16 protein-coding genes are annotated in these 18,138 nt (G+C 63.6%); 6 read left to right on the forward strand and 10 right to left on the reverse strand.

Annotated features, from left to right (window positions below; genetic code table 11):
* Positions 1-43: 43 nt before the first annotated feature.
* Together G6R19_RS07410 and G6R19_RS07415 are read left to right on the forward strand one after the other, a co-directional pair.
* Positions 44-1,117: a Rieske 2Fe-2S domain-containing protein gene (locus G6R19_RS07410; RefSeq protein ID WP_163163786.1), complete on the forward strand. Its 1,074-nt coding sequence runs from the start codon at positions 44-46 to the stop codon at positions 1,115-1,117.
* Positions 1,095-2,765 carry a cytochrome bc complex cytochrome b subunit gene (locus G6R19_RS07415; RefSeq protein ID WP_163163788.1) on the forward strand — a complete coding sequence of 557 codons (1,671 nt, stop codon included), beginning with the start codon at positions 1,095-1,097 and terminating at the stop codon, positions 2,763-2,765. The genes G6R19_RS07410 and G6R19_RS07415 overlap by 23 nt, the downstream gene beginning before the upstream one ends.
* Positions 2,766-2,898: 133 nt before the next feature.
* Here G6R19_RS07415 and G6R19_RS07420 read toward each other — a convergent pair whose 3' ends face one another.
* Positions 2,899-3,669 (reverse strand): GntR family transcriptional regulator, encoded by a 771-nt coding sequence (locus G6R19_RS07420; protein WP_163163790.1) that lies wholly within the window; start codon positions 3,667-3,669, stop codon positions 2,899-2,901.
* A gap of 167 nt (positions 3,670-3,836) precedes the next feature.
* Between G6R19_RS07420 and G6R19_RS07425 the strand changes: the two genes are divergently transcribed.
* Positions 3,837-4,130 carry an HPr family phosphocarrier protein gene (locus G6R19_RS07425; RefSeq protein WP_163163792.1) on the forward strand — a complete coding sequence of 98 codons (294 nt, stop codon included), beginning with the start codon at positions 3,837-3,839 and terminating at the stop codon, positions 4,128-4,130.
* 106 nt (positions 4,131-4,236) lie between these two features.
* Here the strand turns inward: G6R19_RS07425 and G6R19_RS07430 are convergent, their stop codons facing one another.
* The 5 genes from G6R19_RS07430 to G6R19_RS07450 all read right to left on the reverse strand — a co-directional run bounded on the left by G6R19_RS07430 (position 4,237) and on the right by G6R19_RS07450 (position 9,493).
* On the reverse strand, positions 4,237-4,638 hold the full coding sequence (locus tag G6R19_RS07430; protein ID WP_163163794.1) for a cytochrome c oxidase subunit 4: 402 nt from the start codon (positions 4,636-4,638) through the stop codon (positions 4,237-4,239).
* Positions 4,635-6,362: a cytochrome c oxidase subunit I gene (ctaD, locus tag G6R19_RS07435; RefSeq protein WP_163163796.1), complete on the reverse strand. Its 1,728-nt coding sequence runs from the start codon at positions 6,360-6,362 to the stop codon at positions 4,635-4,637. The genes G6R19_RS07430 and ctaD overlap by 4 nt, the downstream gene beginning before the upstream one ends.
* Before the next feature lie 10 nt (positions 6,363-6,372).
* The gene (coxB, locus tag G6R19_RS07440) at positions 6,373-7,245 is read right to left on the reverse strand and encodes a cytochrome c oxidase subunit II (RefSeq protein ID WP_163163798.1); all 873 of its coding nucleotides are present in this window, start codon (positions 7,243-7,245) and stop codon (positions 6,373-6,375) included.
* Positions 7,246-7,433: 188 nt separating this feature from the next.
* Positions 7,434-7,823: an iron-sulfur cluster assembly accessory protein gene (locus G6R19_RS07445; protein WP_163163800.1), complete on the reverse strand. Its 390-nt coding sequence runs from the start codon at positions 7,821-7,823 to the stop codon at positions 7,434-7,436.
* A 230-nt stretch (positions 7,824-8,053) separates the two neighbouring features.
* Positions 8,054-9,493: a dipeptidase gene (locus G6R19_RS07450; RefSeq protein ID WP_163163802.1), complete on the reverse strand. Its 1,440-nt coding sequence runs from the start codon at positions 9,491-9,493 to the stop codon at positions 8,054-8,056.
* Positions 9,494-9,581: 88 nt separating this feature from the next.
* On the opposite strand from G6R19_RS07450, the gene G6R19_RS07455 reads away from it, so the two are divergent.
* Positions 9,582-10,184 carry a DUF3043 domain-containing protein gene (locus tag G6R19_RS07455; RefSeq protein WP_163163804.1) on the forward strand — a complete coding sequence of 201 codons (603 nt, stop codon included), beginning with the start codon at positions 9,582-9,584 and terminating at the stop codon, positions 10,182-10,184.
* Between the two features lie 130 nt (positions 10,185-10,314).
* Here the strand turns inward: G6R19_RS07455 and G6R19_RS07460 are convergent, their stop codons facing one another.
* Positions 10,315-11,385: a quinone-dependent dihydroorotate dehydrogenase gene (locus tag G6R19_RS07460; RefSeq protein WP_163163806.1), complete on the reverse strand. Its 1,071-nt coding sequence runs from the start codon at positions 11,383-11,385 to the stop codon at positions 10,315-10,317.
* A gap of 91 nt (positions 11,386-11,476) precedes the next feature.
* Between G6R19_RS07460 and G6R19_RS07465 the strand changes: the two genes are divergently transcribed.
* Entirely contained in the window at positions 11,477-12,475 is a 999-nt protein-coding gene (locus G6R19_RS07465) for an alpha/beta hydrolase (protein WP_163163807.1), read from the forward strand.
* An 18-nt stretch (positions 12,476-12,493) separates the two neighbouring features.
* On the opposite strand, the gene G6R19_RS07470 is transcribed toward G6R19_RS07465, so the two are convergent.
* From G6R19_RS07470 to leuA, 3 genes are all read right to left on the reverse strand, one after another.
* On the reverse strand, positions 12,494-13,336 hold the full coding sequence (locus G6R19_RS07470; protein ID WP_163163809.1) for an isoprenyl transferase: 843 nt from the start codon (positions 13,334-13,336) through the stop codon (positions 12,494-12,496).
* A gap of 2 nt (positions 13,337-13,338) precedes the next feature.
* Entirely contained in the window at positions 13,339-14,091 is a 753-nt protein-coding gene (recO, locus tag G6R19_RS07475; RefSeq protein ID WP_163163811.1) for a DNA repair protein RecO, read from the reverse strand.
* A gap of 98 nt (positions 14,092-14,189) precedes the next feature.
* Positions 14,190-15,929 (reverse strand): 2-isopropylmalate synthase, encoded by a 1,740-nt coding sequence (leuA, locus tag G6R19_RS07480; RefSeq protein WP_163163813.1) that lies wholly within the window; start codon positions 15,927-15,929, stop codon positions 14,190-14,192.
* Positions 15,930-16,178: 249 nt separating this feature from the next.
* Between leuA and G6R19_RS07485 the strand changes: the two genes are divergently transcribed.
* The gene (locus tag G6R19_RS07485; protein WP_163163815.1) at positions 16,179-18,131 is read left to right on the forward strand and encodes a M13-type metalloendopeptidase; all 1,953 of its coding nucleotides are present in this window, start codon (positions 16,179-16,181) and stop codon (positions 18,129-18,131) included.
* Positions 18,132-18,138: the final 7 nt, after the last annotated feature.

Consider the following 18,138-nt stretch of genomic DNA (forward strand, 5'->3'; position numbering starts at 1 on the left):
CTAACCCGGCACCCGCCGGGACGAGAGAAGGATGAGGCGAATTATGGGCAACCATAGTGACGGCAGTCCGAACCACTCGGGCACCGTAGCTACGGCTGGTCAGAATGAGGTGGAGAAGTTCCAGGACCCTGGAATTCCTCCGCACCGTTTGCGCCTGGCTGACACGGACCCGAAGGCCGCAAAGCGGGCAGAACGGCAGGTCGCCTTACTATTTGGCATCTCTGTTGTTGGAACCCTGATCTTCCTGGTGGCGTACTTTGCCATTGATCTGGGGCCCGGCGAATCAACTATCGGCAACATCCGGCTCCAGAACATGCTCCTTGGTCTTGGAACGGCTTTCGCGATGCTCGGTATCGGTACCGGTATCGTGCACTGGGCCAAGGCCCTGATGCCGGACCACGAAGTCTCGGAAGAGCGCCACGCCATCCGCTACGAAGAGGACCGCCAGGCTGCTGTCCGCATCGTTGACGACATCGTGGAAGAGACGGGCATCAAGCGCCGTCCGCTGATCCGCAACACCCTGCTGGGTGCAGTTGCACTTGCCCCGCTGCCTGCGGTTGCCATCTTCGGTGACCTCGGACCGCGCCCGGACAACAAGCTCGCCCACACCATGTGGGCACCCACGGACGGCCAGCTCAAGCGTCTCGCCCGTGACCCTGACGGAACGCCCATCAAGGCCTCCGACGTCACAATCGGTTCAGCCTTCCACGTCATCCCGGAAGGCCTGAACGAACTTCACGAGGGCAAGCTCAACGAGAAGGCCAAGGCCGTTGTGCTGCTCATGCGCCTGGATCCCGAGTCGCTGAACCCCTCGCCGGGCCGCGAGGACTGGGGTTACAACGGCATCGTTGCCTACTCCAAGATCTGCACCCACGTCGGTTGCCCCGTTGCTCTCTACGAGCAGCAGACGCACCACCTGCTGTGCCCGTGCCACCAGTCCACCTTCGACCTCACGCAAGAGTGCAAGGTGATCTTCGGCCCCGCCAGCCGGCCGCTCCCCCAGCTGCCCATCGCAGTTGATGACGAGGGCTACCTGGTCGCCACCAGCGACTTCAAAGAACCTGTAGGACCAAGTTACTGGGAGCGTGATATGCATGAGCGCAGCATCAACAGCTGAGCCCGCTTTCGTCGCCAAAACCAAGACAGGCCGGTTCACCGACTTCGTCGATGCACGTGTTGGCGGTTCCGGAATCCTCCGTGAATTCGGCCGCAAGGTCTTCCCGGACCACTGGTCCTTTATGTTCGGCGAAGTAGCCCTGTATTCCTTCGTCATCCTGCTGCTTTCGGGCACCTTCCTGACGTTCTTCTTCGATCCGTCCATGGCGGAGACGCACTACGACGGCTCCTACGTTCCCCTCAAGGGCGTTGAAATGTCGGTGGCCTACAACTCGTCACTGGACATCTCCTTCGACGTTCGTGGCGGCCTGTTTATGCGCCAGGTCCACCACTGGGCAGCACTGCTGTTCGTGGCTTCCATCGCCGTGCACATGTTGCGGGTCTTCTTCACCGGAGCCTTCCGCAGGCCCCGCGAAATGAACTGGGTTGTCGGCAGTGTCCTCCTGATCCTGGCCATGGCTGCAGGTTTCACGGGCTACTCCCTCCCCGACGATCTGCTCTCAGGCAACGGCCTGCGCATCATCGACGGCGTGATCAAGTCCATTCCGATCGTTGGCACGTACATCTCGTTCTTCCTCTTCGGCGGAGAATTCCCGGGCACTGCCATCATTGGCCGCCTGTACATGCTGCACATCCTGCTGGTGCCGGCACTGATCCTGCTGATGATCGTCCTGCACCTCTTTATGGTTGTCGTGCACAAGCACACCCAGTACCCCGGCCCGGGCCGCAACGACAACAACGTTGTGGGTTACCCGCTGGGTCCTGTCTACGCCGCCAAGGCCGGTGGATTCTTCTTCATCGTCTTCGGTGTCCTGGCCCTGATGGCCGGTTTCTTCACCATCAACCCGATCTGGAACTACGGTCCGTACGACCCCTCCCCTGTCTCGGCCGGTACCCAGCCCGACTGGTACATCGGCTTTGTTGACGGCGCGCTGCGCCTGATGCCCGGTACGTTGGGAGACTGGCAGGTCGAGCAGAACTGGTTCGGCTTCGTGTTCAGCTTCAACGTCCTGCTCCCGGCCCTGGTGCCCGCCGGCATTCTGTTCACGGTGATGTTTATGTACCCGTGGATTGAGCGTTGGATCACCAAGGACGACCGTGAGCACCACGTGCTGGACCGTCCCCGCAACGCTCCGACCCGTACCGCCATCGGCATGGCCGGATTCGTCTGGTACTGCGTGATGTGGGCAGCTGCAGGTTCCGACCTCATTGCCACCCACTTCGGTGTCTCCCTGAACGATGTCACGTACTGGTTGCGTACCCTGTTCATCATTGGCCCGATCATTGCGTTCATCGTCACCAAGCGGGTGGCCCTGGCCCTTCAGCGCAAGGACCGCGAGATCGCCCTGCACGGACGCGAGACCGGGCGTATCGTCCGGCTCCCGCACGGTGAATTCATCGAGGTGCACGCACCGCTGGACGAGTACAAGCGCTACAAGCTCGTTGGCTTTGAGTCGCCTGAGGTTCTGCCGGCAGTACCGAATGAGCACGGTGTGGTGACCCGCAAGGAGAAGCGGCGTGCATTCCTCTCCAAGTGGTTCTTCGAGGACCGTGTTGCTCCGGCAACCCCTGCTGAGCTGGAAGCGGCCCACGGTCACGGCCACGCAGCAGTCGAAGCACCCGAGGAAGCCAAAAGCCTGAGCCACTAGGCACGCAGTCTGGTTCCCAACATAAAAGGCCCGGTCCATTTGGACCGGGCCTTTCGTGTTTCCCCTCCCGCGCGTTGTCAGGGGCCGCTACGGAACACAAGCAATGCGGGGGGCGGGGCAGATGCTCGCCGCCTTAGTGGTTACGTGAGCGGCGCGCTCCGGGGCGCTGCAGCGGGACCCACAGCTTATAGCGGTCGGCGCGGTAATAGGAGACGGAATAGTCCACCATGGTGCGGGAAACAAAAGCGTGGCGCTGGATTTTGAGCAACGGTGAGCCGACTTCGACGTTGAGCAACCGGGCGGTGGACGGCGACGCTGCGGTCGCCTCGATCATGTCCTCTCCCCACTCCATCACGAGGCCGAACTGTTCGCTCAGAACGTTGTACAGCGAAGTGGGGGGCTCTCCGTCCAAGAGGCCGGGAACCCGGTGGGCTGGAATGAAATTTTCATCCACGCTCATGGGCTCCCCGTCCGCCAACAAGAGGCGCCGGAAGCGGACCAGCGGCGTTCCCTCATCCAACTGAAGCTCGCGGGCCAGGAATGCGCTGGCTCCGATCTGTTCGAAGCTCAGTACCTTGGCTGCGGGAACCATGCCGCGCCGCTGCATCTCCTCGCTGTACGAGGTCAGCTTCACCTGCAGGTCCAGCTTTGGCCTGCGAACGAACGTGCCGAGCCCCACCACGCGCTCGATGACTTCCTCACCCACCAGCGCGTCAATCGCCTGCCGCACGGTCATCCTGGCAAGCCCAAAGCGCTCCGCCAGGTCACGTTCGGAGGGCAGTGCGGAGCCAGGCCGGCACTGATCGGCAATGTATGTACGCAGGATCTCGCGCAGCTGGACATAGATTGCAGTCCCACTGGCGCGGTCAATGTCGCCGGCTATCGCCCCTGCGCTAGCCGCCATGGTGGGTCTCCCCTGGGTTTACGTTCACCTAGCCATTTTAGGACAGGTCTAGACCACGCAGCGCCGCAGGTTGGCCGCACTTCGCATGACGGGTACACGGGCCGCTATATTTGGACAGGAAATTTTCAGCACCGACGGATGGGGCCGTCATCAACTAGGAGTTCGCGTTGCCAACACAGAAGGCCGTGGTCACAGCCCCGATCGGATTGCACGCGCGTCCCGCGGCTGTATTCGTTAGGGCGGTGACTGAAACGGGGCTTCCCGTGACCATCACCAAGGCCGGCATCAGGAGGGTGGATGCGAGGTCGCTATTGCACGTAATGGCCGCAGATTTTTCCTACGGCTGCGAAGTGGAACTGGGCATCGAGGATTCGGCCTTGAACGGTGCCCTGAGCCGCGAGAAGGCCGCAGCTGCCCTCCGGACCCTGGGTGAGCTGTTGGAGTCGCAGGGGCCGGAATAAGCCCCTGCCAAAGGGCGCTCTAGGGAGTGGCCACGCCGCCGGCGGTAAGAGTACAAACAACGACGGCGGGCCCCACCAGAAGGTGGGGCCCGCCGTCGTTTTTTGTCTAGTGGGCGTGGTCGCCGCGGCTGTACTCGTAGACCCAGCCGACGAGTGCAACAACGGCCAGGCCGGCTGCGATGTAAACGATCCAGAAGCCTACTGCCAGGCCCAGGAAACCCGTTGCGCAGGCGAGGCCGAGGACCAGCGGCCACCAGCTCCAAGGGCTGAAGTGCCCCTGCTCGCCGGCGCCCTCGTGGATCTCGGCATCGCTGCGGTCTTCAGGACGAAGGCCAACGCGCTTGCCGGTGAAACCAAGGTACCCGCCGATCATGCCGGCGAGGCCGCCGACCAGGAGGATTCCGAGGATACCGACCCACTCACCCCAGTCGGTGAGGAACCCGTAAATCACCGAAACCGGTACGAAGAAGAAGACTCCGGAACCAAAGATCCATGACTCAATTTTCACTGTGCAGTGTCCTTCTGGTCGGCGTTACCGAGCGCCTGGGCTGCGGGAGCCGGTGACTCGACAGTATGGACCTGTCGAAGCTCGGGGTGGTGCAGGTCGAGGGCCGGCCGCTCGGAGCGGATCCGGGGCAGGGAGGTGAAATTGTGCCGCGGCGGCGGGCAGGACGTGGCCCACTCGAGCGATGCACCGAAGCCCCAGGGGTCATCAACCTGTACCCTTTCGGCGCTGCGCCACGTGATGTACACGTTCCAGAAGAACGGAATCAGGGATGCACCGAGGACAAACGAGGCAACCGTGGAGAACTGGTTCATCCAGGTGAAGTTGTCCTCCACCAGGTAGTCCGCGTAACGCCGGGGCATGCCCTCAACACCGAGCCAGTGCTGGATGAGGAAGGTGCCGTGGAAGCCGAGGAACAGGAGCCAGAAGTGGATCTTGCCCAGGCGCTCGTTGAGCATCTTGCCGGTCCACTTGGGCCACCAGAAGTAGAACCCGGCGAACATCGCGAACACCACGGTGCCGAACACCACGTAGTGGAAGTGCGCCACCACGAAGTAGGAGTCCGAGACGTGGAAGTCCAGCGGCGGGGAGGCCAGGATGATGCCGGTGAGGCCGCCGAAGAGGAACGTGATCAGGAAGCCGATGCTCCACAGCATGGGCGTCTCGAACGTCAGCGAGCCGCGCCACATGGTGCCGATCCAGTTGAAGAACTTCACACCGGTAGGAACCGCGATGAGCATCGTCATAAACGCGAAGAACGGCAGCAGCACCGCACCGGTGACGTACATGTGGTGGGCCCACACCGTCACGGACAGGGCAGCGATGGCGATCGTGGCGTAAACCAGGCCCTTGTAGCCGAAGATCGGCTTGCGGCTGAAGACCGGGAAGATCTCGGAGACGATGCCGAAGAACGGCAGCGCGATGATGTACACCTCGGGGTGGCCGAAGAACCAGAACAGGTGCTGCCAGAGCACTGCACCGCCGTTCTCCGGATCAAAGATGTGCGCACCGAAGCGGCGGTCCGCTCCCAGGGCGAACAGCGCGGCGGCCAGCGGCGGGAAGGCCATCAGCACCAGGATGGCGGTGACCAGGGTGTTCCAGGTGAAGATCGGCATCCGCCACATGGTCATGCCGGGGGCACGCATGCAGATGATAGTGGTGATGAAGTTGACGGCACCGAGGATGGTGCCGAAGCCTGACAGCGCCAGGCCGAACACCCACAGGTCCCCGCCAATGCCGGGGCTGAAGGTGGTGTTCGACAGCGGAGCGTAGGCAAACCAGCCGAAGGACGCAGCGCCCTGCGGTGTGATGAAGCCGGACACCGCGATGGTGGAGCCAAAGAGGAAGAACCAGAAGGCCAGCGCGTTCAACCGCGGGAACGCAACGTCAGGTGCGCCGATCTGCAGCGGCATGATGACGTTCGCGAAACCTGCGAAGAGCGGGGTGGCGAACATCAGCAGCATTACGGTGCCGTGCATCGTAAAGAGCTGGTTGTACTGCTCCTTGGTCTGCAGGATCTGCATACCGGGCTCGAACAGCTCGGCGCGGATCAGCAACGCCATAACGCCACCAAGGCAGAAGAACACAAACGACGCAATCAGGTACATGTACCCGATGGTCTTGTGGTCGGTGGAGGTGATCCAGTTGACGACGATGCGCCCCTTGGATTTTGGAACCACGGGAGCCGTGAGGACTCCGGTGGGTGCGGATTGAGTGTACGTAGCCACGTCGCTCCCCTTACTTAATTTCGTTCAGGTTCGGGTTGCGGTCGTACTCCACACCGAGGAGGCCCGTGTTGCCGGCGGCCTTGAGCTCTTCCAGGTGTGCCTGGAATTCAGCTTCCGAAACCACCTTGACGCGGAACAGCATTTCCGAGTGGTACTCGCCGCAGAGCTCGGCGCACTTGCCGTCGTAGGTGCCCTCTTTAGTGGGGGTAAACCGGATGTAGTTGGTCTTGCCCGGGATCATGTCGCGCTTCTGCAGGAAGGCGGGAACCCAGAAAGAGTGGATCACGTCGCGTGCGTTGAGTTCGAGGTCAACGGACTTGTTGACGGGCAAGTACAGCGTGGGGAGCTGCTCCTTGTCGATCGTGTTGCCGGTCAGGTGCGCCTGGACGCCTGCCTCGTGGACGTCTTCTTCGATGACGTCGCCGGCTTTGTAGTTGAAGTCCCATGCCCACTGCTTGCCGCGGACGTCGACAACGACGTCGGCCGGCTGTGACCGGTCATCAATGGCCTGCTGGTCGCGGTCCGTGAAGTAGAAGAACACCAGGACCATAAAGAGCGGAATGGTCAGGTAAAACACTTCCAGCGGAAGGTTGAAGCTGGTCTGGCGCGGGAAGCCCACAGTGCCCTTGCGGCGCCGGTAGGCCACGAGGCACCAGACGATCAAGCCCCAGGTAATAATGCCCACAGCCAAGGCGGCGATCCATGAGTTGACCCAGAGGTCCATGATGCGGTCGCTGTTGCTGGTGGTGCCACGTTCTGTGGGCAGCCACCCCTTCTCTACCTCTGGCGAACATCCGGTCAAAACCAACGCGCCGGCAATTGCCAAGCTTGTGATCGTGGTGATCGTTTTGCGTCGGCTGCCGGTTCGGTTCTGCGAACTCACAGACGGCCCTTCCTACTTGTTGCTGCTGTTGTCCGGGCAGCCATCGGCGCCGCGGGCACACTAAAAGTTTTACTACTCGGTGTAGAGCTTACCGCTCCGCCGGGAGTTTCGCCCACATGTCGGCGCCGCGCCTCCTTCCGTTATTAATGGGAGGAGGCGCGGCGCGGGCATCGGGCGAAATAACCGGCTTAGTGGAAGGAGTCTCCACAGGCGCAGGAGCCGCCGGCGTTCGGGTTGTCGATGGTGAATCCCTGCTTCGAGATGGTGTCCTCAAAATCGATGCTGGCACCACTGAGGTACGGGACGCTCATCTTGTCCACAACAACTTCGACGCCGTCGTAGTCCCGGACAGCGTCGCCGTCCAGGAGCCGTTCGTCGAAGTAGAGCTGGTAGATCAGTCCTGAGCAGCCGCCAGGCTGCACAGCAACCCGGAGCCGCAGGTCCGTGCGGCCTTCCTGCTCGAGAAGACTGCGGACCTTGCCTGCTGCGACGTCGGTCAGGTTGACCTCGTGGACAGGCAGTTCTTCACTGGCCGCTCTGGTGGTCTGGGTGCTGTTCTCATTGGTTGCGGTGCTCATTGGCCTACCTTCTTAGGACGGTCTGGCGGCTCCGCGCTAACGGTGCCTGCCCCTACGGATTCGGTATGGGCTATAACTACATGCTACGCGGGGCGCACCTGTAGCTCTAACTCCTGACGTAACCATGGAAGCCTCTTCCTTGTTCCCGCCAAGCGCCCTTCAGCTTACGCTTCAGGGGTGAGGCCAGGGGTGGCTCCAGGGGTGACGCCGGGACGACAGGCCGCCCGCTTCTACAGTCCACCGTTCAGGCGTGACAACAGCAGCGCTTCCGCCAGGATGGCTTTCCGGAAATCCCCCAGGTGCAGCGACTCGTTGGCGCTGTGTGCGCGGGAGTCAGGGTCCTCCACACCGGTCACCAGGATCTGGACGTCCGGATACAGCTCAGTGAGGTCGGCGATAAACGGAATGGAACCGCCGATGCCCGTCTCCACGGCCTGAACGCCCCACGCCTCCCCTAACGCCCACATCATCAGCGCTGCCGCGGCAGAAGAGGTGTCGGTCTTGAACGGATTGCCGCTCTCCCCCGGCGTGAAGGTGACTTTGGCGCCGAAGGGAGCGTGGGCCTCCACGTGCTTGCGGACGGCCTCCATCGCTTCTTCCGGAACCTGGCCCGGTGCAAGCCGCAGGCTGAACTTGGCCCGCGCCCGGGGCAGCAGCGTGTTCGAGGCCACGTCCACGGCAGGTGCGTCAAAGCCGATAATGGACAGTGCCGGCTTGGTCCAGAGCCGCGAGGCGATGCTGCCCGAGCCGGCGAGGCGGACGCCGTCGAGCACTGAGGCATCCGACCGGTAGTCAGCCTCCGGAAATTCCACCGTCGCATTGTCGAAGGCCACGAGGCCCTGGATGGCGACGTTTCCGTCGTCGTCATGAAGGGTGGCGATCAGGCGCGACAGCAGGGTGGGCGCATCCAGCACCGGTCCCCCGAACATCCCGGAATGCACCGCGTGCTCCAGGACCTGGACTTCGATGGTTCCGTCCACCAGCCCGCGGAGGCTTGTTGTCAGGGCCGGAATGCCCACCTTCCAGTTGCTGGAATCGGCGACGACGATGACATCAGCACGGAGTAGCTCCCGGTGTGCCTCCAGGAAAGGCCGGAATGTGGGGGACCCTGCTTCCTCCTCGCCCTCGAAAAAGAACGTCACGCCGAGGCCCAGCCCGTCCCCCAGGACCTCGGAGACCACGGTGAAGGCTGCGATGTGGGCCATGATGCCGGCTTTGTCGTCCGCGGCTCCGCGGCCGTAAAGGCGCCCATCCTTCTCAACAGCCGTGAATGGTTCGGTATCCCACAGGTCCTCGTCGCCCGCGGGCTGGACGTCGTGGTGGGCGTACAGCAGGATGGTCGGCTTGCCTTCGGCCGCGGGGCGGCGGGCGACGACGGCGGGGCCGCCCAGCGTGCCGTCGGACTTGTCGCAGCCAAGGACCCGCACATCATGGAGGCCAGCCCCGCGGAGCAGTTCCGCCACGGCTTCGGCGCTGCGGTCCAGCGGCGACCGGTCGAAGCTGGGCCAGGCGATGCCCGGAATCGCGACCAGTTCCTTAAGGCGGGCCAGGGTGTCCTCAAAGGAGCGGTCGATGGCGGCCCGCAGCTCTTCCGTGCCGGGGTTTGGGTCGTGGCCGGGAGATGTGGGGCCGGCAAAGTTGTTGGGGGTGGCCGTCGGAGATGAAGTCATGGAAAAACATTACCCTCGTCACATTCAGCGCCGTGGCCGCCGCACGGCCGGGCCGGAAAGCAATGCCGCCGCAAGGTATTCTGTTCAGGTGTTCGGACGTAAAAAGGAAGCGCCCTCGGCGCAGGAAATAGTAGACCAGCAGGCGGCGGAAGCTGCGGCCCGCCAAAACGGCATAGCCGGCAAGGGAGCTCCCACTCCAACCCGCAAGGCCCAGGAAGCTGCACGGAAGCGCCCGTTGGTGCCGGAGGACCGCAAAGCCTCCAAAGCTGCCGAACGCCAGGCCATCCAGGACCAGCGGCTCAAAATGCGCCAGGCGCTGGACACCGGTGACGAGAAGTTCCTGCCCCTGCGGGACAAGGGTCCCCAGAAGCGGTTTGCCCGTGACTATGTGGACGCCCGGTTCAGCCTCGGTGAATACCTGATGTTCGGCGCCCTCGTCTTTGTCCTGGTTTCCCTGGTGGTGCCTGCGTCCAGTGACCTGATGATTTACGTCCTGGGCGGTTTCTGGGTGATGTTCCTGGCCGTCTTCGTTGACGTGTTTATCCTGTCCCGCAAGCTCCGCAAGAGGTTGACCGAGAAGTTCGGCGAGGTGGAGCGGGGCACCGTTTGGTACGGCTCCATGCGTTCGCTCCAGTTCCGCAAGCTGCGGCTGCCTAAGCCGCAGGTCAAACGCGGACAATACCCCTCCTAGCCTGGTTCCCTGCGTCCTCCCATTCAACAGACAACGAAGCCCCGGCGGAATTTCCGCCGGGGCTTCGTTGCAACCAGAGGTACTGGCTCGCTGTCAGGTGCGGTAGCTGCCGCTTCAGCGCATCGACGCGCTAGGACCGCCGGTTCTTCGCCAGTTGGCGGTTGATGCGCGCTGCCCAGAAGGGCCCTTCGTAGAGGAAAGCCGTATAACCCTGGACCAGGGTGGCCCCCGCGTCCAACCGGTCCTGGACGTCCTGCGCCGTTTCTACGCCGCCAACGGCCACGAGTGTCAGGGCGTCACCGGTGATCTGCTTGAGCCGGCGCAGCACTTCCAGGGAACGCTGCTTGAGCGGAGCGCCGGAAAGCCCGCCGGCACCGCACTTTTCCACCAGGTCTGCAGGGGACGCCAGGCCTGTCCTGGCGATAGTGGTGTTGGTGGCAATGATGCCGTCCAGCTTCAGGTCCAGGGCAAGGCGTGCGACGTCGTCGATGTCCTCGTCGCTCAGGTCCGGGGCGATTTTCACCAGCAGGGGAACATGGCGGCCTGCTGCACGGTCGGCTTCTGCGCCGACGGCGGTCAGCAGCGGCCGGAGGCTTTCCACGTCCTGCAGGAGCCGAAGGCCGGGGGTGTTGGGCGAACTGACGTTGACCACCAGATAGTCCGCGGCGGGCGCAAGGCTGCGGGCACTGGCCAGGTAGTCATCCACAGCATCAGCCAGTTCAACAGCCTTGGTCTTGCCGATGTTGACTCCGATGACGGGGCGCACCGCAGGGTGCCTGCGCTGGAGTGCGGCACGGGCGGCCTTAAGCCGCGGGGCGACGGCGGTGGCGCCGTCGTTATTAAATCCCATCCTGTTGATTACGGCACGGTCCTCTACCAGGCGGAAGAGGCGAGGCTTTTCGTTGCCCGGCTGGGCCTGGCCGGTAATGGTGCCCACTTCAACGTGGCCGAACCCAAGCTGGCTCAGTGCCTCAATGCCATGGCCTTCCTTGTCGAATCCGGCGGCAAGGCCGAAGGGCGAGGGAAAAGTGACGCCGAAGGCGGTGGTCTGCAGCGACGGTGCCGGGGCCGTCAGTTTCTCCAGTACGTTCCCCGCGCCGGACCGATGTGCCAGCCGGATGGCCTTGAACCCTATTTTGTGGGCGCGCTCGGCGTCCATCCATGAAAAGGCCAGCCTGAAGAATGTGGGATAAACGCGCATGCCTCCAGTCTTCCGCCTTGGCGGGCCCACACCAAAATGAGCACGGACCAAAATGACGCGGGCCGGCCAAACGGCGGAATAGCATAAAGCCATGGAATGGCAGCGGGACATTTTGGGCGAAGAATTCGAGTCCCATGCCTTCACAGCCGCCGGACCGGACGGTGTGGAGCGGACCGCCACCCTGGTGCGGTTCCGCCCTGCCGTAACTGGCGTCCTCCCCTCGACGGGCCACGGCAGGGCCGTCCTTTTCCTGCACGGCTGGAGCGACTATTTCTTCAATGTGGATCTTGCCCGCTTCTGGTCTTCGGCCGGCTATGACTTCTACGCTCTGGACATGCATAACCACGGCCGGAGCCTGCGTCCGGAGACTCCGGGCGGTTACGTCTCGGACCTCGCCGACTATGACGCCGAGATTGAGATGGCGTGCCGCCTGATCAGCCAGGAGGGGGTTAACCGGCCGCTGACCCTGATGGGGCATTCAACGGGAGGGCTGGTGGCGGCGCTGTGGGCCAGCAGGCATCCCGAAGCGGTCTCGCAGCTCATCCTCAACAGCCCATGGCTGGAGATGCATGGAAGTGCGCTGGTGCGGCGCGCGGCGTCAAGCATGGTGGGACCTGTTGCCCGCTTCCGGCCGGAGGCTGTGCTCAGGCTTCCGGAGCGCGGCTTCTACTGGCGGACCATCAGCAGTTCTGCGGACGGGGAATGGTCCCTGGATGACCGCTACCGGCCGCCCATGGCTTTCCCGGTGCGCGCCGGTTGGCTCAGTGCGGTACTTGCCGGCCACACCAAGGTAGCGCGCGGGCTCAACATCGAGGTTCCCATCCTGGTGCTGTTATCCCGGGGCAGCGCGAACGGACTCTTCTGGTCGGAAGAGATGCGGCGGACGGACGCCGTGCTGGACGTCAACGTTATTGCTGCCCGCGCCCTCACCCTGGGCCGCACGGTGACGGTGGAACGGATTGAGGGCGCACTTCATGACGTGTTCCTCTCCCCCGCCGCTGTGCGAGCGGACGCCTACGCGCGGCTGTCGCGCTGGCTCCGTGCCTACGGCGACCTGGCAGACGTAGAAGAGGGCCCGGGACAGCCCTGACCGACTTTTCTTGACGGGCTACTGAGCCGGGCCCGCTCCGTCGACAGGGCGGGCTGCGTCCACTGCACCACCGTACCGGCGGTCCCGGCGGGCGTACTCTTCCACGGCAGCCCACAGCGTCCGGCGGTCGACGTCGGGCCACAGGGTGTCCATAAAGACGAACTCTGCGTAAGCGGACTGCCACAGCAGGAAGTTGGACAGCCGCTGCTCCCCTGAGCTGCGCAGGAACAGGTCCACGTCCGGGAGGTCCGGCTCGTCAAGGTACTTCTGGATGGTGCGCTCTGTGATGGCACCGGGCTTGAGCCTGCCGGCCGCGACTTCCGCGGCAATGGCGGACACGGCATCCGTGATCTCCGCCCGGCCGCCGTAGTTAACACACATGGTCAACGTGCAGGTGCTGTTCCCTGCAGTGAACTCCTCGGCTTCTTCAAGTTCCCGGATGACGGACCCCCAGAGCCGGGGCCGCCGGCCGGACCACCGCACCCGCACGCCCCATTCGTCGAGCTGGTTCCGTTGCCTCCGAAGCACATCCTTGTTAAATCCCATCAGGAAGCGCACTTCCTCCGGGGAGCGGCGCCAGTTCTCCGTGGAAAAGGCGTAGACACTGACGTACTCGATGCCCAGCTCAATGGCCCCTGCCATAACATCCAGCAGGGCGGGTTCGCCGGCCTTATGGCCTTCTATCCTGGGCAGTCCCCGCTGGTTCGCCCACCGGCCGTTGCCGTCCATCACGATGGCGACATGCCGGGGAATGAATTCTGCCGGGATGGACGGCGCAAGCGCGCCCGAGGGATGCGGGTACGGGGCAACCACGGGGTGGCTCCGCTGAGGAGACGCGTTGTTCTTTTTTCCCAGGGCCACTGTCAGCTGCGCTCCACATGTTTGAGGGACTTCAGTACTCGTTCAAGATGCCATTGCAGGTAGGCGGCCACAAGGCCGGCGGCTTCCTTGCGGTGCACGGGCAGGGAGCTGTCAGCAGTGGCCCAGTCTCCCGTCAGCAGCGCCGCGAGCAGCACCACCGTTTCCGGCGCCGGCGCAGGCGACCCCGGCGGCCGGCAGCCATTGCAGATCATACCGCCCACGGGTGCGGAGAAAGCGCTGTGCGGGCCAGGAAGCCCGCAACGGGCGCAGTCCGTGAAGCTGGGCGCCCAGCCGCCGGTGGCCAGTGCCCGGAGCAGGTAGGAGTCCAGGATCAGCCCGGCGGCATGCTCGTTCCGGCTCAGTGAGGCAAGGGCTCCGACCAGCAGGTTGTACTGGGCGGTTCCGGATTCGCCGTCGACGTCGGTGAGCTTTTCCGCGGTTTCCGTCATGGCGGCAGCTACGGTGTAGCGGCCGTAGTCTGCGGCGATGCTTCCGCCGTAGGCCCCCTTGGCCACGGCCTGGGTCACGATGTCCAGCGACTTTCCGGACACGAGCTGCAGGTCCGCCACCATAAACGGCTCGAGGCGCGCGCCGAACCGGCTGCTGGTCCGCCGGACTCCTTTGGCCACAGCCCGCACCTGTCCGTGGTGCTTCGTCAGCAACGTGATGATGCGGTCCGCCTCGCCCAGTTTGTGGGTACGGAGCACGACGGCGTCGTCCCGGTACGCGCGGGAGGCGAAAGAGTGTTGGGCCACGCCTTTATCTTCCCATCCTTTGCGGGCACTCCCTTCCGGGCACCCAGGGGGCACCGTTGTGCCGCCGGGGTTTCCCCGGCGGCACAACGGCCCGCGCGTCAGGCCTGGGCGTCCCGGACGGCGCGGTTCACGGCAGAAATAACAGCCTTCAGGGAGGACATGCTGGTGTTGGCGTCAATGCCGACGCCCCACAGCACTCGCTCCCCCACTGCACACTCCACGTAGGCGGCCGCCATGGCGTTGCCACCCTCAGAGAGGGCATGCTCGCTGTAGTCCAGCACGCGCACGTCCACGCCGTCTTCCCGGAGGATGCTCAGCAGGGCGGCGATGGGGCCGTTGCCGGTGCCTGTCCGCTGTACCTGCACGCCGTCCACGGTGAGCGAGGCGTGAAGTGTCATGCCGCCGTCGTCATCCGTCTCTGTCTTGACAGCGCCCAGGGAGTAGCGGCCCCACTGCCCGTCAGTCTTGCCGGAGGGCAGGTACTCGTCCTGGAAGACCTGCCACAGCTGGGCACCGCTGACTTCGCCGCCCACGGTGTCCGTGCGCTTCTGGATGACGCCGGAGAACTCGATCTGGGCACGGCGCGGCAGGTCCAGGCTGTGCTCGTTCTTCAGCAGGTAGGCGACGCCGCCCTTGCCGGACTGGGAGTTGACCCGGATCACCGCTTCGTAGCTGCGGCCCAGGTCTTTCGGGTCCACGGGCAGGTACGGTACTTGCCAGGTGAAATCGGCAACGTCCTTGCCAGCGGCAGCCGCATCCCGTTCGAGGGCCTCGAAGCCCTTCTTGATGGCGTCCTGGTGGGATCCGGAGAACGCCGTGAAGACGAGGTCGCCGCCGTAGGGTGAACGCTCGGGGACGGGCAGCTGGTTGCAGTACTCCACCGTCCGGCGGACGTCGTCGATGTTGGAGAAGTCGATCATGGGGTCGATGCCCTGCACGAAGAGGTTCAGGCCGAGGGTGACCAGGTCCACGTTGCCGGTCCGCTCGCCGTTGCCGAAGAGGCAGCCTTCGATCCGGTCGGCCCCGGCCATGTAGCCCAGTTCCGCGGCCGCGACGCCCGTCCCACGGTCGTTGTGGGGGTGCAGCGAGAGAATGATGCCTTCCCGCGGGTGCAGGTGGCGGCTCATCCATTCAATCGAATCGGCATAAACGTTGGGGGTGGCCATTTCCACGGTGGCTGGCAGGTTGATGATGACCTGGCGGTCCGCGGAAGCCTCGAAAACATCGGCGACGGCGTTGCAGACCCGCACTGCGTATTCCAGTTCGGTGCCAGTGAAGGATTCCGGAGAGTACTCGTAGGTCACGTGCGTGTCCACGAGGGTCTCTTCGTACTTCTTGCACAGCCGTGCGCCCTGGAGGGCGATGTCCAGGATCCCGTCCTCGTCCTGGTTGAAGACCACACGGCGCTGCAGCACCGAGGTGGAGTTGTACAGGTGGACGATCGCCTGCTTGGCACCTACCAAGGACTCGTAGGTCCGCTCGATCAGGTGCTCCCGGGCCTGTGTCAGGACCTGGATGGTGACGTCGTCCGGGATGTGGTTGCCCTCGATGAGCTGGCGGACAAAGTCGAAGTCGGTCTGGGACGCAGACGGGAACCCTACCTCGATCTCCTTGTAGCCCATACGGACCAGCAGGTCGAACATCTTCATTTTGCGGGCCGGGCTCATGGGATCGATCAGGGCCTGGTTTCCGTCACGCAGATCAACTGCGCACCAGCGTGGAGCCTTGGTGATGATTTTGTCCGGCCACGTGCGGTCAGGCAGTTCGACTTTGATCTGGTCCTGGAACGGCGTGTACCGGTGGGCGGGCATTCCGGAGGGCTTCTGTGCGTTTCGCATTACTATCGGGGCCTTTTCTGTGATTCTTCTTTGAAAGGGTGGCCGGGCAACACAAACTCCGCAGCGAGGGTGGGCCTTGCGCTAGATCGCGTCTGAGGCCTCGCCGCGGCAGCTAAGAAGAAGAAGCTCTGCACGCACCTTTTGAGAGTAACACGGGTGCGTAAGATGAAAGGGCACTACCGTCCGTTACGTCCACTATGCAGACGCGGACCGGTATACGCCGGCGCCGGTCAGCAAAAAGGAGCTTCAGTGCCCATTTCGGGGATCGACCTGTCCACCTTTGATAACACCGTCCGGCCGCAGGATGACCTCTACCAGCACGTTAACGGTGCGTGGCTGAAGGCTACCGAAATCCCCGATGACCGGCCCCTGGAAGGCACGTTCACCGCCTTGCGGGACGGGTCCGAGATTGCTGTCCGCGACATCATCGAGGAAGCAGCGGCCAAGGGCGGGGCCGCCAGCGGCATCGAGCAGAAGGTCGGGGACCTTTACAACAGCTTCATGGACGAAGCTGCTGTAGAAGCCAAGGGCATGGAACCGATCCGCCAGAGGCTCGCCGAGGTGTTTGCCACCACCTCCGTGGCAGACCTGGTCTCCCTGGCGGGCCGGTTGTTCCGGGCCGATGTGGGTGGGCTGTTCTACATCTACCCGGCTCCGGACGCAGGCAATCCCGACCGGGTCCTCCTGTACGTTGGCCAGGGCGGTCTCGGATTGCCCGACGAATCGTATTACCGGGAAGAGAAGTTCGCCCCCATGGTCTCCGCCTACGGCGCGCATGTGAAGACGATGCTTGACCTGGCCGGCGTTCCGGATGCGAACAGCGCGTCCGGGCGGGTGGTTGCCCTCGAGACCAAGCTGGCATCCCATCATTGGGACAACGTCACCCTTCGGGATCCGCAAAAGACCTACAACCTGAAGTCGGCGGACGAGGCATCCGTCATGTTCCCGCTGCTCACCACCTGGTTCGATGCCGCGGGCATCGACGAGGAGAAGCGGCAGGAAATTGTGGTCAGCACCCCTCCGTTCTTCGACGGCGCCGCAGGCCTTCTCGAGAGCGAACCGCTGGCCCACTGGCAGGAATGGCTGGCCATGCGGGTTGTCAGCGCCGCGGCGCCCTACCTGTCCTCTGCTTTTGTTGATGCCAACTTCGCCTTCTATGGAACCACCATCAGCGGCACCCCCCGGAACAAGGACCGATGGAAGCGCGGCGTGGGCGTTGTGGAAGGCGGCCTCGGCGAAGCCGTGGGGCAGATCTATGTGGCGCGGCACTTTCCGGAAACGCACAAGGCCCGTATGCAGACGCTGGTCGCCAACCTGATCAAGGCCTACCGCCAAAGCATTACCGCCGTGGGCTGGATGGGTGAGGACACCAAGGCCGAGGCGCTGCGGAAGCTGGAAGGGTTCCGGGCGAAGATCGGCTATCCGGAAGAGTGGATCGACTACTCAGCCGTGGAGATTGATCCGGCTGATCTGCTGGGCAACGTGGAACGGGCACACAACGCCGACGTCGACCGGCACCTTGATGAGGTGGGCAAGCCGGTGGACCGCAACAAATGGCTGATGACCCCCCAAACAGTCAACGCCTACTACCACCCGATGATGAACGAGATCGTTTTCCCGGCGGCGATCCTGCAGCCGCCGTTCTTCACCTCCGACGCTGACGACGCCGTGAACTACGGCGGTATCGGCGCGGTGATCGGGCACGAAATCGGCCACGGCTTCGACGACCAGGGGTCACAGTTCGACGGCGGCGGTGCACTGCGGAACTGGTGGACCGACGAGGACCGCCAGGCCTTCGAAAAGCTCACGGCCAAACTGGTGGCGCAATACGATGCACTTTCCCCGTACGCAGCACCGGGACATAACGTCAACGGGCGCCTCACCCTCGGGGAAAACATCGGCGACCTCGCCGGACTGGCCATTGCCTACAAGGCCTACCTGATCAGCCTCGATGGAAAGGAGCCGCAGGTCCTGGACGGCCTCACCGGGCACCAGCGCTTCTTCGCATCATGGGCAGCAGGATGGCGGCAGGTGATCCGGAGCGAAGAAGCCATCCGCAGGCTGGCAACGGACCCGCATTCGCCCAACGAGTTCCGGACCAACGCCATTGCGAAGAACCTCGACGCCTTCCACGAAGCCTTTGAAGTCTCTGACCAGGACGGCATGTGGATGTCACCGGAAGAACGCGTCAGCATCTGGTAGCAAACAA

The sequence above is a fragment of the Arthrobacter sp. Alg241-R88 genome, from assembly GCF_900537115.1.
Lineage (GTDB): Bacteria > Actinomycetota > Actinomycetes > Actinomycetales > Micrococcaceae > Arthrobacter.